We start from the raw sequence: 15,806 nt of genomic DNA on the forward strand, positions 1-15,806 counted from the left end.
TGTCAGGCCTCGCACACCCGCCGGCCCGCGCGGGCCAGCAGACGGTCGGCCACGCGGCGGGCGCCCTGCCCGTCCACCAAGGCCAACGCGCCGCGGTGCAGGGTCTCGCGGGCGGCGGCCGAGTCGATCAGCTGGCGCACCATCGCCGCCAGTGCCGTGGCCTGGGCTGGGGTGCGGCCGATGGCGTCGCCGGTGAGCGCCGCACCGGCCTCGGCCAGCCAGGGCACGCTGTGCCGCTGGTTGTCGGCACACACCAGCACGATGGCCGGCACGCCGAGGCAGCAGCGCTCCCAGGTGGCACCGCCACCGGCGCCGATCTGCAGGTCGTGCCGCACATGGAAGTCGGCCAGGTTCGGCTGGTCGAGCAGCAGCGTGACGCCGGCATCGGCGGCACTCAAGGCCTGCAGCGCGCCAAGGCTGGGGTTGCCCGAGGTGCTGGCGATCTCGATCGGACCGGACCAGCCAGCCTCGTGGCGACAGGCCCACACGGCCCAGGACGACACGTCATCGGCATCGGTGCCGCCCATGAACACACCCAGGCTGCGCACCCGCGGCTGCAGGCGGTGGCGGGCATGGTCGGCGTACACCGCGTCGAGCAGCGCCCAGCGCGGGCCGCCGCACAGCTCGGCCTCGCACTGCAGCACGGCGCGGTACTTGGCGGCATGGTCGGGCGCGGGGTTGTGGTCGATCAGCAGGTCGGGCGCCAGCGGCCGGTCGGCCAGGTCGTCGATCACCGCGAGGCAGGCGCCGGTGGCCGCGCGCACGCGCTGGTGCCAGTCGGCGGCCAGCCGGTAATGGTCGACCACCACCGCGTCCACGGCCCAGTCGCCCAACGCGGCCAGCGTGTCGGCGGCATCGTCACCGGTCGGGCGCAGGCAGCGGCCGCCGAAGCCGGCAGCGGCCACCATCGCCGGTACGTCCAGGTCGCCTGGCGACGAGACGAAGCGAACGTCGGCGCCGCGGTCGCGCAGCGCCTGCGCCAGTGCCAGGCAGCGCTTCACATGGCCCCAGCCGAGCGCGGTGCTCGCGTCGGCACGCACCATCACGCGCATGGCGCGGCCCCGCTGCGGGCGCTGTGCAGGGCCTGGTACAGCGCCTCGGCGCGAGCCCAGTCGTCGGGGGTGTCGATGTCGGCCACCCGCCACAGCGGCAGCACGATGCTGCGGGCCTGCTGGTGCGGGTGCCTGCCAGCGCACCACGCGGCCGCCGCGCCCCAGTAGAACTGGCCGGCGTCGAAGTAGGCCGGCTCGAGATCCTGCGAGCGGCTCATCGTGTGCTCGGGGTGCATGGCGCTGGTGCGGCCCTGCGCATCGCGGCGCAAGGCCCGCTGCACCGCCGCCGGGAAGGCCGCCACCGGGAACACATAGTCGCAGCCGCCAGCGTCCAGCAGGGCCAGCGCCTGGCGCAGATCGTCCGCCTCGAGCATCGGCACACCGGGGTAGATGCAGCACACCTGCGCGGCCTGCCAGCCCTGCGCGGCCAGCGTCTCGATGGCGTGGGCGATCACCTCCACCGTGCCGGCGTGGTCGTCGGCCAGTTCGGGTGGGCGCATGAACGGCACCTCGGCCCCTGCCGCCGCAGACAGCGCGGCGATCTCAGCGTCGTCGGTGGAGACGACGATGCGGTCGAACACCCCCGCGGCGCGCGCGCCGGCGATGGCGTGGTGGATCATTGGCCGCCCCGCGAAGGGCTTGATGTTCTTGCGCGGGATGCGCTTGCTGCCGCCCCGCGCGGGGATCACTGCCAGTCTCATGGCCTGCTCCGATTCAGGGCTTCGCCAGCCTCAGCGCAGCACCTGCTGCAACACCTCGACCACGCGGTCCTGCTCGTCGTGCGTCATCTGCGGAAACAGCGGCAGCGACAGCGTGCGCGCCGCGTAGGCCTCGGCCGCCGGAAAGTCGCCCGGCCGGAAGCCCAGTTCGCGATAGTAGGGCTGGGTGTGGATGGGGATGTAGTGCACGTTGACGCCGATGTCGGCGGCGCGCAGCGCGGCAAACACCTCGGCCCGCGTGCGATCGGTGCGCGCACCGTCCACCTCCACCGGGTACAGGTGCCAGGCCGACACGCGGTCGGCCAGCCGCGCCGGGCGGATCAGCGGCAGCGCGGCCAGCAGGCCGTCGTAACGTTCGGCCAGCGCCGCCCGACGGGCGTGCGCGGTGTCGAGGTGCTGCATTTGCGACAGGCCCAGCGCGGCCTGCAGCTCGGTCATGCGGCAGTTCCAGCCCAGCAGGTGCTGCTCGTAGACCCAGGGGCCTTCGGGCGGCGACCGCAGCTGCGCGGCGTCGCGCACCATGCCGTGCGAGCGCAGCAGGCGCAGGCGCTCGGCCAGTGCCGCGTCGGGCGTGGTGACCATGCCGCCTTCGCCGGTGGTGACGATCTTCACCGCATGGAAGCTGAACACCGAGGCATCGGCCCAGGCGCTGCCCACCGGGCGGCCGTGCAGCCGAGCGCCGGTGGCGTGCGAGGCGTCTTCCAGCACCGCAAAGCCGAACTCGTCGGCCAGCGCGCGGATCTCGGGCAGGTCGCAGGGCAAGCCGCCGAAGTCCACCGGGATCACCACCCTGGGCAGTGCGCCCAGCGTGGCCGCCGCCTCGAGCCGGGCGCGCAGCGCGGGCACCGACAGGTTGCGGGTGCGCGGGTCGATGTCGACGAAGTCGACCTGCGCGCCGCAATACAGCGCGCAGTTGGCCGAGGCCAGGAAGCTGTTCGGGCTGGTCCACACCCGCGTGCCCGGCCCCACGCCCAGCGCCAGGCAGGCCAGGTGCAGCGCGGCGGTGGCGTTGGTCACCGCCACCGCGTGCGCCACCTGGTGGCGCTGCGCGAAGGCAGCCTCGAAGCGCGGCAGCTCGGGGCCCTGCGTCAGGAAGTCCGATCGCAGCACCGCCACGACCGCGGCGATGTCCTCTTCGCTGACCTGCTGCCGGCTGTAGGGGATGAAGGCCACGGCCGGCCTCTCAGTGCGAATGCACCGACTTGACCTGCTGCGAGATCATCTCGCGCAGCTGCGGCACGCTGAGGAAGTCGGCATTGCTGCCGCTGTCGTACGAGAAGCCGGGGGCCACCTGCGTGGCGCCGGTGCGGGCGCAGTAGTCGGCCAGCGTGTACTCGGCACCGCTGGGCAGGATGGCGTAGTAGGGGCCCAGGTCCACCGTGTTGGGGCTGTCGCTGGCGGTGATCATCTCCTCGTGGATCTTCTCGCCGGGGCGGATGCCGATCACCTTCTGCTCGGCCTCGGGGGCGATGGCGCTGGCCACGTCGGTGATGCGGTAGGACGGGATCTTGGGCACCAGGATCTCGCCGCCCCAGGCGTGCTCGATCGACCACAGCACCATGTCCACGCCCTCCTGCAGGCTGATGTTGAAGCGCGTCATCAGCGGGTGGGTGATGGGCAGCACGCCCGAGGCGCGCTTCTCGGCGAAGAACGGGATCACCGAGCCGCGGCTGCCCATCACGTTGCCGTAGCGCACCACCGAGAAGCGCAGGTCGCGGCTGCCCTTGATGTTGTTGCCGGCGACGAACAGCTTGTCCGAGCACAGCTTGGTGGCGCCGTACAGGTTGATCGGCGCGGCGGCCTTGTCGGTGGACAGCGCCACCACGCGCTGCACCTTGCTGTCCAGGCAGGCCTCGATGAGGTTCTGCGCGCCCAGCACGTTGGTCTTGATGCACTCGAAGGGGTTGTACTCGGCGGTGGGCACCTGCTTCAGCGCCGCGGCATGCACGACGATGTCGATGCCTTCCAGCGCGCGGGTCAGGCGGGCCGGGTCGCGGATGTCGCCGATGAAGAAACGCAGGCCCGGGTGGGCGCGGCCGGCCAGTTCCTGCTGCATCTCGAACTGCTTGAGCTCGTCGCGCGAATAGATCACCAGGCGCTTGACGCCGGGCCAGCGCGACAGCACGGTGTGCACGAAGGCGCGGCCGAACGAACCGGTACCGCCGGTGATGAGGATGGACTTGTTGTTCAGCATGGCGTCATGCTCCTGCGAGGGGAAGTGGATCGGGAAACAGGGTGTCGTGCGCGCCGCGGCGACGCGCGGCGTAGGCCGCGGCCTGCGCCTGATGGCGCTGGCCCCAGGCGGCGGGATCGGTGAAGAGGTGTTCGAGGTCGGCCAGCGCCTCGGCGCAGCGCATCGAGGGCATCAGCGTGCCCTTCAGTGGCGTGGTGATCACGTAGTCGGTGGGCCAGTCCTGCTCGCTGACGTGCACCACGTGGCTGCCGGCGTCGAAGAAGGCGATGGTGCCGCTGGTGGGCTCGCCGAAGGCGATGCACAGGTCGCTGTCCTGTGCCACGGCCTCGATCGGCGCCTGCATCGTGCGCATGAAATCGCCCACCGGCCGGCCCAGTGCCGAGGCCACCACCGACAGCGCCGGCGTGCTGGGCTTCAGGCGCACCACCAGGTCGCGGTCGTGCCGTTCGCACAGCGCCGACAGCGCCTTGTGGAAGCCGATCAGCGCGAACAGCTCGACGTAGGACAGGCCCTCGGCCAGCATGGTGTTGAGCAGCAGGCAGACCCGGCGCAGCGCCGGGCGTGGCGGCACCTCGACCGTGCCGCGGAAGCGCACCGGGCGAACGGCCACCGGCTGGCCCAGCACGGTGCACACCGGCACGGCCAGGCCATCGCGCTCGACCACCGTCACGCGCTGCGCGTGCGGCATGCGCGTGGTCGGGTAGGCCGAGTGCGGCAGCACCGTGACCGGTGCCTCCAGCGCTGCGGCCAGCGAGAACAGCGGGCCGTTGCAGCCGATGTCGTGGTCGGCCAGCACCACGTACGGCCGCTGGCCGGCCAGCGCCTCGCGCAGGCCCAGGAAGTTGGCCGCCTGCTGGTGGCAGCGCTGCGCGAACACCTCGACCTGCCGCGCCAGCGCATGCGCCGACGGCACCAGCGGCGCGAGGTGGTCGATGAGCACCTGGCGCGCCCGCTCGCGGTAGACCGCCACGCTGGCGTCGGCCGCCGCGCCGCCGGCGTCGGCCAGGCGCTGCAGCAGCAGGCCGGGGCCGCGGCGCACCGGCACGTCGCAGTAGGCGCCGGGCAGGTCGATGTTGCGCTCGAAGGCCGCCGCGATGGCGGCCTCGAAGCGGCCCGCGTCGTAGAAGCAGGTGGGGATGTGCGTCAGTGCCTGCGCGTCACCGGCCTCGGCACGGGCGCGCACGCCGTCGAAGTCGAAGCACAGCTCGAACAGGGCCGGGTTCCAGTAGCGGCCACTGGCATAGCGGTCGACCACCTGCCAGCGCTCGCGGTCGGCGCCCACCACCTCGGTGCTGAGCATCGAATCCCAGTTGAACAGCGCCGCGTTGTCCGGCCGCAGCAGGCCCAGGCGCGGCTCGGGAAAGGCGCGCTCGATGGCGCGGCCGATCAGCCGCATCGTGAAGGCGCGCTGCAGCGTCAGGTACAGCACCGTCTGGTCCCAGCCGTGGAAGGCGCCGTCGCCCCACAGCGCATGGCGTTCGCGCGTCAGCGCCAGGTCGATCGACGCGGCCAGGGTCATCGCCTCGGCAAAGGCCAGCGCCGAGATGTCGCGGCCGACGTCGAGCCGTCGCAGTTCGTAGTGCTTGAGACCGGCCTGCAGGGCGGCATCGAGGATGCCGGGGTCGACGAACAACAGTGGCGTGTCGGCGTAGCGTTCCGCATGCGCGGCCAGGTGATCGACGTCGCTGCGCTGCAGGACGACCAGGGCGTCGACCGTCATTTCAGAAAGTCCTGCAGGCCGCGGCCCAGCGACAGCAGCAGCGCGTTCAGTTGCACCGCATCGTGCGTGGCGTCCACCTGCGCCTGGCGCAGGCCGTGGTGCTCGCCCTCGGCGGCCATCACGTCGAACAGCGAACGGCGGCCCAGCTGCTGCCACTGCGCGCGGGTGGCCTGGCGCACGCGCTCGCTGTCGCCCAGCACGGCGGCGACGCGGTGGGCGCGGTCGATTGCGTTCCCGGCCTGCTCGTGCAGTTCGGCGATGCGGCTGCGGCGCGACTGCAGCGCGTCGTCGCGCGACAGGCGGGCCGATTCGGCGCGCTTGCGCGCGGCATCGGTGGCCGCGGTGGCGCCAGGCGCCAGCAGCGGCACGTTCAGCAACAGCCCGGCCGACACCGACCGGCCCAGGCCGCCGGGGGCGGTGCCGCCCAGCGCGGTGTGGGTGCTGGCCGAGACCGTCCAGCTGAGCTGCGGCCGGGTCGAGGCCTCGACCGAGCGGGCCAGTTCGCGCGCGGCGTCGGCCTGCGCGTCGAGCGCGGCGATGGCGGGTGCGCGCTCGGCCTCGGCCTGCACCTGCGCCAGCGCGGGCACGGCCTGCGGCAGCGCGGCCAGGGCCGCGTCGGGTGACGGCCCGTCGGGCAGCGGGTCGCCGACCAGTCGGCGCAGCCGCTGCTCGGCCTGGCGCAGTTGCGACTGCGTCGACGCCAGCGTCAGCTCGGCCTGCTGCAGGCCCTTGCGCGCCTGCACCAGTTCGCTGGCGCGGCCGCGGTCGGTGGCCACGATCTGTTCGAGCGACTGCACCAGGCAGCCCATCTGCCGCACATGCTGGCCCTGAACCTGCGCCTGCACGCGGAAGCGGCTGCGCTCCAGCGCCTGCGACACGGTGTCGACGACGGTCTGCTCCTGGCTGCCCAGAAGGCCCAGGCGGGCGGCGTCGGCCAGGCGTTCGCGGAAGTCGACGAGGCGGTCGGTGCGGCCGCCGTCGCTGATGAGCTGGCTCAGGCTCAGCGAGCCGGCGGCGCGCGCTGCGGCACTGTCGGTGACGCCCTCGGCGCGCGACAGCGTCGGCCCCACGCTGGCGTTGGCACTGGCCTGCGGACGGCGCGCGGCGCGGGCTTCGTCGGTGTCCTGGTCGGCCGCCTCGGCATTGAGCCGGGCCGCGCCCACCGCGGCGCTGCGCGCCAGGGCCGATTGCACCAGCGTGCGCAGGGCGGCGCGGCCGCCCTCGACCAGCGCCGGCGCCGCCTCGGCCAGGCCGGGCAAGGCCGCACGCTGGACGGCCGCGTCGTCGTCGACGCAACTGGCCATCGCCGGCAGCAGCATCGCCCCGGCCAGCCAGCCCGCCAGCGCCGCGGGCAGGCACTGGCGCCAGCGCGCCAGCCGAGGCACGGCGCGGGACGGGACGAGGACGCGGAAGGCGGAGCGGGACACGGCACCCAGTAGACCGCCGCGACCTGCGAGGCAATCGCCGGAAAGCCGGCGCTTTTCGGGCTCAATCCCGGCGCGGCTGTGCCGAAGGGCTTTCGAGCCGCGCGGCCTCCGTCCCTCAGAACGGGCCCTGGGTTCACCCGGACTCCGCATACCTTGTCAGGGGCTTGGCACATCCACAAGAATGGGGTCGTCCAGTCCAACAACAACGATCACGATGTCCAGCGAGGTGAGCGGAGGAAACCGTCCCGCGGTGATGCCCGGCATGTGCTGGGTGCGCCGGGCGCTGCTGGTGGCCGATATCGTCGAATCGGTTCGCCTGATCCGCGAGCACCCTGAAGACGTCATCGAACGCTGGAGTCGCTTCATGCGCCTGGTGAGCGCCGAACTGCCGCACTACCGCGGCGTGATGGTGAAGAGCCTGGGCGACGGCATGCTGCTCGGCTTCGAGAGCGCTGACGATGCCGTGGCCTGCGGACTGGCATTGCAGCCGCTGCTGGCACCGTTCAACTCGGATCGCCCGGCCGACCGGGTCATCTGGCTGCGCTGCGGCGTTCACCTGGGCGAGGTCGTGCCGACCGAATTCGACTGGTTCGGCAACTCGGTGAACCTGGCCGCACGGCTGGCCGCGCTGGCCGAACCGGGCGGCTGTGTCGCCTCGGTGGAGGTGCGCGACACCCTCACCCCGGGCCTCGACGCCGAGTTCGTCGACCTGGGCGACTGCTTCCTGAAGCATGTGGACCAGCCGGTCCGTTGCTGCCGTGTGCGCCCGGTCCGAACCCTGGGTGGCACCCGGGACCTGGCGCCGCCGACCCTGGACGACCCGACCCGCCTGGTGATGGCCGTGGTGCCGTTCGACGCCGCCGATGGCGCCACGACAGCGGCCGGGCAACAGTCGATCGGCGATGCGCTGGCCGATGGCCTGATCTCGGCTTTCTCCAAGCGCCGGGACTGGACGGTCCAGTCTCGGCTGAGCACGGCCGCGCTGCGACAGCGAGCGCTGCACTGGTCAGCACTGAGCGAGTCGTTGGGTGCCACTCACCTGGTGTGCGGTCGTTTCCGCACAATGGGGCGGCAGATCGAGGTGCATGTCGAACTGCACGACGTGCGCCGCCGCAGCCAATTGTGGGAAGGCGAACACCGGCTGTTCCTCGATGAGTACTTTGCCGGCGATGCGAGCTTCGTGCCAGACGTGATCGCGGCAGTCGCGCGCGCCGTGGCACTGCACGAGCAGCGCTGTGCCCATGCCTTGCCGCTGCCCACTCTCGACACCTATTCGCTGTACCTGGGCGGAACGACGCTGATGAACCGCCTCAGCACGAGCGACTTCACGCGCTCGCGCGCCCTGCTGGAGCAACTGAGCGAACGCGCGCCGCGCGCCGCATCGCCCCATGCCGTATTGGCCAAGTGGCACGTGCTGTGCATGGCGCAGGGCTGGTCGCAGGATCGCGGCACCCAGGCCATGGAGGCGCGCGCCGCGGCGCGCCGCGCGCTGCAGCTGGACCCCGACCACGCCTATGCGCTCAGCGTCGATGCACAGACTGCGGTGCACACCGGCGGCGACCTCGACGAGGCGCGCCTTGGCTATGGCCGGGCGCTGCAGAGCGATCCGCACGAGCCCGCCGCCTGGTACCTGTTGTCGGGGCTGCATGCCTACTGCGACGAGGGCGAGCTGGCCGTGGCCGCCGCCCAGCGCGCCATCGAGCTGTCGCCGCTGGACCCGTCGCGCTTCCTGATGGATGCCTACCTGTCGATGGCCATGCTCGCCGCCGGCCGCTACGACGAAGCCGTCGCCGCCAGCGAAAGTGCGCTGCAACGCAATGCCTGCCTGTCCAGCACCTACCGGACGCTGGCACTGGCGCTGGTGTTCAGCAACCGCGTGGTCGATGCGCGCGCGGCCATCCAGAAGCTGCTGGCCGCCGAGCCGCGCAGCACGCTGCGCAGCTACCGGCAGCACTACCCGGGCCGCCACTCCCCGCACATGCCGCGCTATGTGGACGCCTTGCAGATGGCCGGCATGCCCGACTAGACACCCAGCCGAGAGAGGACCTTCGCCGTGGACCTGAACGCCAACATACGAGGTGTGCTGATCGACCCCCATCCAGGTTCGAGTCTCGACCCGATGCCGGGCAGCGCGCACGATCCGATGCCCGGCCGGAGCAACAGCGCCGAGCCCACCGAGTCGCATCCCAACGGTCTGGTCGCGCAGGCCTTGCTGAGCCACCGCGCGGCCATCGTGCGCGCCAGCGACCGCGCTGAGCGGACGCAGATGCGCGGCACGCGCCAGCCGACGCTGTGGCAGTGGGCCTCCAGCGTGAGGGTAGGCGCAGTCACGCGCGAGGTCACGCAGGCGCTGCGCTTCGCGCACGGCGCCTGGTGGCTGGTGCCAGACCTGGCCAGCGACGGCCGCATCACCGGCAATGCGCTCGAACTGCTTCGCCTGTTGCCACCGAGCCCCGACCGGCTGAACTCGCAGCTGATGCGCGTGATCGATTGCGCCGACGAGCGCCCCGACCGGCTGGCCGAGATCCTGGTGCAGGCCGACGGCCTGTGGCCTTTCTGGACAGCCGTGACCCACGTGGTGCCCGGACAGGCCGCTCGCACCGCAGAACTGATGGCGGTGGCGCAGGCCGTGGCCAGTCACATCGGTCACCAGTTCAAGCAGGCGCTGGCGGTGCCTCGCCCGACCGACCTCTCGCCGTTGGTGCAGCCGTGCCTGACCACGCCGGGCCACGGCGCCATGCCCAGCGGACACGCCATCGCGGCCTTCACGGCGAGTCGACTGCTGGGGGCCTTGTTGAGCAGCAGTGTCTTCTTCACCACCAACCCGGTCGCACGGGTGGACACCGTCGGCATCGCGCTCGACCGCACGGCTCGCCGCATTGCCGCCAACCGGGTGGTCGCCGGGCTGCATTACCCGCTGGACAACAGCGCGGGGTGGTGCGTGGCCGAGACCACCTTCGAGGTCCTGTCAATGATGGCTGGTCGCCAGGGCACCGTGCCCACCACGCGCCGGTTCGACGCCGACACGACCACGGTCGAGGCCTTGCCCGACGACGATGTCCCCCTCACCGACGCCGCCGTGGGCAGCACCGGCATCGCCCAAACCGGTACCGCCACCGTCAGCCCGATGCTCACGCTGTTGTGGGACGCGGCCGAGGCCGAGTTGTCTCGCCTGCAGCTGAACTGAGCGGTGGCACCGTGAACTGGAGTTCCCCCGCCCCACACGACTGGCCGCGCGACCGGCAGCAGCCGCTGGACCCATACGTGCAGTGGGCCGAAGCCAGCCGATGGCGCGGCTACACCTCGCAGGCGCAGTTCAGCCGGACCACCTTGGCCAGGAGTTGGATCACCTTCATGGCCGAGCTGACCCCTTCGGCCGCTGCACACCCACTTCAGGCTATCGCCGGGTTGAGCAAGTTGCGCGCCCCTGAGGTGACGAAACCGGACCAGATCCGGAACCTGCTCTACATCCCCAACGCCTACAGGCAGGCAGCGCCTGGCGCACTGGTCGGAACACGGTTCTTCACCGGTCGGATCCGCCATCGGCACCTTAGGCTGCTGCACGGCATCGATGCCATCGCCCGGTGGGAGCTGGCACAGCCCGTGGGCAGACCGGACCCCTCTGTCGTCGGCACGGACAGGGAACACAACGCCACCCGGGTCACATCTCATGTGCCGACGGCAGTACGCGACCGCGTCGTGCCTCGCAGCCAGACCGATCAGGACAGCCAGCGCAACCGGCTCATCGGCATCATCGACAGCGGCTGCGCATTCCTGCACCCGGCATTCCGCGATGACCACGGCGCCACGCGCATTGTGCAGTTCTGGGACCAGGGCATCGCGCGCCGCCACGGCCGACGGAACTGGTCGCCAGCCTCCCACTTCGGATATGGCAGCGTGCTGTGGCACGACGACATCGACCGCCTGCTGACCTTGCATCTGCCGTCCGCCATGGGCCAGGCAGACGATGAAATCCACACTTACGAGGCTTTGCAGCACCTGCTGCGCCAGGGCCGCGTGGGCCGGCCCGTGCGCCGGGCCATGCACGGCACCCACGTGCTGGACGTGGCGGGCGGCCGGCGCGACCCATGGAACCGCGGGGCCGCGCCCGACGCCGCGTCCAGTGCACCCTTGGCCTTCGTGCAGTTGCCCCGCCGCACGGCGGCCGATGGCACGGGCGGCGCGCTGGGCGCACACCTGTTGGACGGTGTGCGCCAGCTGATGACCCTGGTGGATGCCGATGGCGACCTGGTCATCTCGATCAGCCAGGGCACGCAGGCCGGGCCGCACGACGGCAGTTCGATGATCGAATCGGCGCTCGACGAGTTGCTGGAGTTGCGCCCCAACAACTTCGCGATCGTCGTCGGCGCTGGCAATGCGCGACTCAGCGACTGCCACGCCGTCGCCTCGGTGCCGCCGGGCCAGACCGTCGAGCTGGCGCTGCACATCCCGCACCTCGACAGCACCGACTCCTTTGCCGAATGTTGGTATCCGCGGGTGGACCCGAAAGGCCAGCCGCACCGGCTCAGCCTGCAGGCGGTGGCGCCAGACGGACCGGCCAGCCACCGGCTGTTCACTGGCTGCGCCAGCCGCCTGGTCGGTGGTGCGCGCACCACCGACCCCGCCGTGGCCATGCTGATCCACGAAGCAGCCGTGCCGGGCGGTGCCGATGCCATGGCCTTGCTGGCCTTGTCGCCCGCGTCCGCCGACGACGGTCAGCCACCCAAACCCAAACTCCACGCGCCTTGTGGCACCTGGACGCTGCGCATCTGCAACGAGGGCACTGAGCCGTGCGTTGTAGACGCCTGGGCCGAGCGTGACGAGCCCGTGCACCCACCTTGGAACGACTTTCCGCGCTGGCGCGTCGGCCGCGCAGGTGTCACGACGCACCCGGTGCCACCCACCGCCCAAGGCACCTTGAACACACTGGCCACGGCGCAGCACGTGTTGGTGGCCGGCGCGCTGGTGAAGGCCAGCCGCAGGCCTTCCCCCTACAGCTCGCTGGGCCCGCCCCGCGGCGGACCACGGCTTGCCGCCGGACTGCCCACGCCCAACGTGCTGGCGGCGGCGGATGCGTCCACGCAGCTTCCGGGCGTTCGCGCCGCCGCCGTGCGAGGCGGCGACACCGTGCGCATGCGGGGCACCAGCGTGGCGGCGCCCACGCTCGCCCGACAGCTCTTCAACGCCATGGTCGCCTCACCCCAGCCGGTGCAGCGCGGCGACTGGCAGGTCCTGATCGATGGCCTGGCCGATCCCCTGCAGGCCGACGGCCGCTTCATGCCCACCCCGCCCACCCCATGACGACGCACCAGTGCCTGCCCAGCATGGGCCGCCGAGCGATGATCGCTGCCACGGCGGCCTTGTCGGCCGGCTGTGCCAACGTGGTCGACATCGCCGAGCGCCACGGCGATGCCAACCTGGTTCAAGAGCGGGTGATGAACCAGCAACTGCTGCTCAACGTGGTTCGGGCCGCACACCGGCAGCCGCTGCACTTCAGCCGCATCCCGTACATCAAGCTGCCACTGGCCAGTTCCTCACCCTGGGAGTTCACCTTCCCGTTCGGCGACGTGGGGAGCTATACCCGCAATTCGGTCAAGACCAGCGTGGGAGGCGGCCTGATCACGGTGGAAGTCTCGCCGCAGGACAGCCAGGAATTCATCCAGGGCATCACCACGCCGGTGCGCCTGGGCATGATGGAGTTGTACCTTCAACAGGGCTGGCCGAAGCAACTCGTGATCTACCTGATGGTGGAGGAGATTCGGCTGTACCGAAAGACCGACGCCGGGCAAGAGATCGTCCTTCGATTCCGAAACGACCCCGGGGATCCGAATGACCTGGACCGTTTCGCCGAGGCCGTGGACGACATCACCGCGTGCGACCTTGCCATCAGCCCCGAGCCGGCGAAGTTCGGCCCCGCTCTGGCGCCGCTCTGGAACGCACCCTTGGCGGGGGTACCCGAAGCGATGCAGGCCGGCGTGGTGGGCCTGAACGGCAAAGTCATGTCGCTTCAGTTGGCACCGGGCAGCCGCTTCAAGCTGGTCCCTCGCGCTGGCGAAGCCGATCCAAAGAACTGCCTGCCCGCTGACAGCGACAAGACCCAAATCAGTGCCCAAGAGCTCCGGTCGAGCAATGTCGCGACCAAGCGTGAGACGCTCATGCAAGTCATTCGCAAATCCGGCGCCGTCGACCGCCGCACGGCCCAGACCACCAGCGAAACCGGGCCCTCCGCGTACTCGGCCGAGTTCGTCATGCGCTCCCCCGACAGCATGATCTACTACCTAGGCGAGGTGCTGCGCAACGGTGGAAAAGTCACGGTCCGCCGCGACCGTGACGACAGCCGGGCGACACTGTTCACTGTCACCGCAGGACCCGTCGGCTTCGGGTCAGCGCCCGAAGCCGCCGCGGTTTGGGTCGATCACTGGGGTACCCGCTATGCCATACCGCGGGCCGACTCACTCGGCGCACCGGCATCGCTCACCAAACCCAAGGACCGGAGCATGCAGACCCTCGCGCTGGTCGGCCAGATCCTGCAGTTGCAGAACAAGGCCAGTGCACCACCGCGATCTGCATTGGTTCGGGTCGAGCCTTGAATCAGCCGTCACCGTCACCGGCCAAAGTTGGCTCGGCAGGACGGTCAGAGTGCCGGCGGGGCTCTCAGTTCGCCTTCAGCCGGAACACGTACTGGAACGCGTTGGCATCCACTGCGGCCTGCTCGGGGTCGACGCCACCGGCGGCGGCCAGCGTGCGGATCGCGTCCATCAGGCCCGCGGGCGGCTGGGCCGGCAACTGGCGGCTGATGGCGTGGTCGATGCGCCAGCCGGCCTGCAGGAACATCTCCATCATCGTCACCCGGGTGAACCAGCGCAGGTGGGTGCGGTCCATCAGGCCCGAATCCTCGTAGCGGAACAGGCCGCTGGCCAGGCGCATCTGCAGGCTCCAGTGCTGGGCATTGGGGATGCAGGCCAGCAGGCAGCCGTCGGGGTCGATGGCCTCGCGGATGCGGGCCACCTGGCGCCACGGGTCGCGCAGGTGCTCGAGGCAATCGCCGAAGATCCAGCAGTCGCTCGGAAAGAGATTGTCGAAGGCAGCGCCGCCGAAAGTCTCGATGTCGCCGGCCAGCGCCTCGGTGCAGGCCGAGGCGGCCACGGCGGCGTAATCGGGGTCGATGTCGATGCCCACGTACTCGGCCGCCGGGTTGGTGGCACGGTAGGCGCGGGCCATCGCGCCGTGCATGCAGCCCACCTCGACGACGCGCCGCGCGTTGGGCGGGATCAGGGCCAGCAGGTCGGCGTTGACGATGCTGTGGGCGGGGGTCTGCTTCATCATGGGGACACGCTCCAGGGCCGCGCCGAGCGCAGCCAGCGCAGGCAGTAGACCGCGGCGGCGGCCCGGGCGATCGGTGGAAAGCGGGCGCGATCACGGCCCATCTCCGGCGCCGGCCACCACCGCCGGCCGCGCAGCCGTCAGCGCTCGCGGAACGCTTCCTTCGACTTGAGCACCGGACGCAGCAGGTAGCTCAGCACCGAGCGCTGGCCGGTGTGGATCTCGGCCTGGCCGGACATGCCCGGCAGCACCGCCAGCGGCCGGCCGCCGGCCTGCAGCGAGGCCGAATCGGCCTGCACCACCGCGCGGTACCAGGTGGCCTCGGCGGCGCCGCGCTCGGTGTCGCCCAGCACGTCGGGGCTGATGCTGCGGATGGTGCCGTGCAGGCTGCCGTAGACGGTGGATTCATAGGCCGACAGCTTGATTTCGACGCCCTGCCCCACCTGGATGAAGCCGATGTCGGCCGGGCGGATGCGCGCCTCGACCAGCACCCGGTCGCCCAGCGGCACGATCTCCATCACCACCGCGCCGGGCCCGACGACGCCGCCCACGGTGTTGGCCGCGATGCGTTTGACCAGGCCGCGCACCGGCGACTTCAGCACCGTGTGCTCGACCAGATCACGACGCACCACCATCTGTTCGTCGAGCTGGCTCAGCTCGGTCTGCAGCCGCACCAGTTCGGCACTGGCGTCCTGGCGGAAGCGGTTGATGCGCTCCTGCGTCTGCAGCTCCAGTTCGTTGAGCTGGCGGCGCACGCGCATCACCTCCACCTCGCTCATCAGGCCCTTGGCCGACATCGATTCGGCCATCGCCAGCTCGCGCTCGAGCAGGCCCAGGCTGCGACGGTTCATCGCCACCGCCTCCTGCAGCGCGCGGGCCCGTGCCTGGTAGGACTCTGTCTCGCCGGCCACCACTGCCGAGGCGCCCTTGAGCGCCGGGCCGAACACCAGCGGGCGGCCGGTGGCTTCGGCCTGCAACCGCGCGATCGCGCCGCGCAGGGCCATGCGCTTGGCCTGGCCTTCGTTCTGCTGCGCCTCCGCCCGCGTCGGGTCCAGCAGCGCCAGCGGCTGGCCGGCCTCGACGGCCTGGCCCTCGCGCACCATCAGCTCGCGCAGCAGCCCGCCTTCCAGGCTGGCGATGACCTGCTCGCGGCCGTCGGGCACCACGCGCGCATCGGCGCGGCTGACCATGTCCACCTGCGCCACCGAGGCCCAGCCGATGCCCGACACCAGCAGCGCCAGCATCAGGTAGATGGCCCAGGACGCGCCGGGCGTGCCCTCGACCTGGCGCGCGGCCTGCACCGCGTCGACGAACACGAGGTCGCTGCGCCGCAGCGTCGCGTCCTTGGGGGTGAACCAGGCCATCGCGGGG

The 15,806-nt window shown here is 71.2% G+C and carries 12 protein-coding genes; 4 read left to right on the top strand and 8 right to left on the bottom strand.

The features are described from left to right. Positions 1-2 precede the first annotated feature (2 nt). Genes pseG through EOINJALH_RS15925 form a run of 6 tightly spaced genes read right to left on the bottom strand, consistent with a single transcriptional unit; the run spans position 3 to position 7,112 of the window. Complete coding sequence (gene pseG, locus EOINJALH_RS15900) at positions 3-1,052, bottom strand: UDP-2,4-diacetamido-2,4,6-trideoxy-beta-L-altropyranose hydrolase (RefSeq protein ID WP_088281764.1); 1,050 nt, start codon at positions 1,050-1,052, stop codon at positions 3-5. Then, on the bottom strand, positions 1,043-1,753 hold the full coding sequence (gene pseF, locus EOINJALH_RS15905) for a pseudaminic acid cytidylyltransferase (protein ID WP_088281766.1): 711 nt from the start codon (positions 1,751-1,753) through the stop codon (positions 1,043-1,045). Before pseF ends, pseG begins: the two co-directional genes overlap by 10 nt. Positions 1,754-1,783: 30 nt before the next feature. Next, positions 1,784-2,944, bottom strand: a complete 1,161-nt coding sequence (gene pseC / locus EOINJALH_RS15910) for a UDP-4-amino-4,6-dideoxy-N-acetyl-beta-L-altrosamine transaminase (protein WP_088281768.1) — start codon at positions 2,942-2,944, stop codon at positions 1,784-1,786. A 10-nt stretch (positions 2,945-2,954) separates the two neighbouring features. Beyond that, complete coding sequence (gene pseB, locus EOINJALH_RS15915) at positions 2,955-3,965, bottom strand: UDP-N-acetylglucosamine 4,6-dehydratase (inverting) (RefSeq protein WP_088281770.1); 1,011 nt, start codon at positions 3,963-3,965, stop codon at positions 2,955-2,957. A 4-nt stretch (positions 3,966-3,969) separates the two neighbouring features. Continuing rightward, on the bottom strand, positions 3,970-5,685 hold the full coding sequence (locus EOINJALH_RS15920; RefSeq protein ID WP_088281772.1) for a hypothetical protein: 1,716 nt from the start codon (positions 5,683-5,685) through the stop codon (positions 3,970-3,972). Next, positions 5,682-7,112, bottom strand: a complete 1,431-nt coding sequence (locus tag EOINJALH_RS15925; protein ID WP_158219786.1) for a TolC family protein — start codon at positions 7,110-7,112, stop codon at positions 5,682-5,684. The genes EOINJALH_RS15920 and EOINJALH_RS15925 overlap by 4 nt, the downstream gene beginning before the upstream one ends. Before the next feature lie 226 nt (positions 7,113-7,338). On the opposite strand from EOINJALH_RS15925, the gene EOINJALH_RS15930 reads away from it, so the two are divergent. The 4 genes from EOINJALH_RS15930 to EOINJALH_RS15945 all read left to right on the top strand — a co-directional run bounded on the left by EOINJALH_RS15930 (position 7,339) and on the right by EOINJALH_RS15945 (position 13,702). Then, positions 7,339-9,138: an adenylate/guanylate cyclase domain-containing protein gene (locus EOINJALH_RS15930; protein ID WP_158219787.1), complete on the top strand. Its 1,800-nt coding sequence runs from the start codon at positions 7,339-7,341 to the stop codon at positions 9,136-9,138. 27 nt (positions 9,139-9,165) lie between these two features. Continuing rightward, the gene (locus EOINJALH_RS15935; RefSeq protein WP_144290045.1) at positions 9,166-10,299 is read left to right on the top strand and encodes a phosphatase PAP2 family protein; all 1,134 of its coding nucleotides are present in this window, start codon (positions 9,166-9,168) and stop codon (positions 10,297-10,299) included. A gap of 512 nt (positions 10,300-10,811) precedes the next feature. Further along, positions 10,812-12,413, top strand: coding sequence for a S8 family serine peptidase (locus EOINJALH_RS15940; RefSeq protein WP_088281780.1), 1,602 nt, complete (start codon positions 10,812-10,814; stop codon positions 12,411-12,413). Beyond that, positions 12,410-13,702: a hypothetical protein gene (locus tag EOINJALH_RS15945; protein WP_088281782.1), complete on the top strand. Its 1,293-nt coding sequence runs from the start codon at positions 12,410-12,412 to the stop codon at positions 13,700-13,702. The genes EOINJALH_RS15940 and EOINJALH_RS15945 overlap by 4 nt, the downstream gene beginning before the upstream one ends. Before the next feature lie 64 nt (positions 13,703-13,766). Here EOINJALH_RS15945 and EOINJALH_RS15950 read toward each other — a convergent pair whose 3' ends face one another. Then, entirely contained in the window at positions 13,767-14,438 is a 672-nt protein-coding gene (locus EOINJALH_RS15950; RefSeq protein ID WP_088281784.1) for a bifunctional 2-polyprenyl-6-hydroxyphenol methylase/3-demethylubiquinol 3-O-methyltransferase UbiG, read from the bottom strand. A gap of 137 nt (positions 14,439-14,575) precedes the next feature. Further along, a complete protein-coding gene (locus EOINJALH_RS15955; RefSeq protein WP_088281786.1) occupies positions 14,576-15,799 on the bottom strand; it encodes an HlyD family type I secretion periplasmic adaptor subunit in 1,224 nt (407 codons plus the stop codon). Positions 15,800-15,806 lie beyond the last annotated feature (7 nt).

This window comes from Ideonella sp. A 288 (assembly GCF_002198735.1).
Lineage (GTDB): Bacteria > Pseudomonadota > Gammaproteobacteria > Burkholderiales > Burkholderiaceae_C > Pseudaquabacterium.

Excerpts from the sequence above, each read along its gene's own strand:
- pseG (WP_088281764.1), bottom strand. The coding sequence starts at position 1,052 with ATGCGCGTGATGGTGCGTGCCGACGCGAGCACCGCGCTCGGCTGGGGC.
- pseF (WP_088281766.1), bottom strand. The coding sequence starts at position 1,753 with ATGAGACTGGCAGTGATCCCCGCGCGGGGCGGCAGCAAGCGCATCCCG.
- pseB (WP_088281770.1), bottom strand. The coding sequence starts at position 3,965 with ATGCTGAACAACAAGTCCATCCTCATCACCGGCGGTACCGGTTCGTTC.
- EOINJALH_RS15920 (WP_088281772.1), bottom strand. The coding sequence starts at position 5,685 with ATGACGGTCGACGCCCTGGTCGTCCTGCAGCGCAGCGACGTCGATCAC.
- EOINJALH_RS15945 (WP_088281782.1), top strand. The coding sequence starts at position 12,410 with ATGACGACGCACCAGTGCCTGCCCAGCATGGGCCGCCGAGCGATGATC.
- EOINJALH_RS15950 (WP_088281784.1), bottom strand. The coding sequence starts at position 14,438 with ATGATGAAGCAGACCCCCGCCCACAGCATCGTCAACGCCGACCTGCTG.
- EOINJALH_RS15955 (WP_088281786.1), bottom strand. The coding sequence starts at position 15,799 with ATGGCCTGGTTCACCCCCAAGGACGCGACGCTGCGGCGCAGCGACCTC.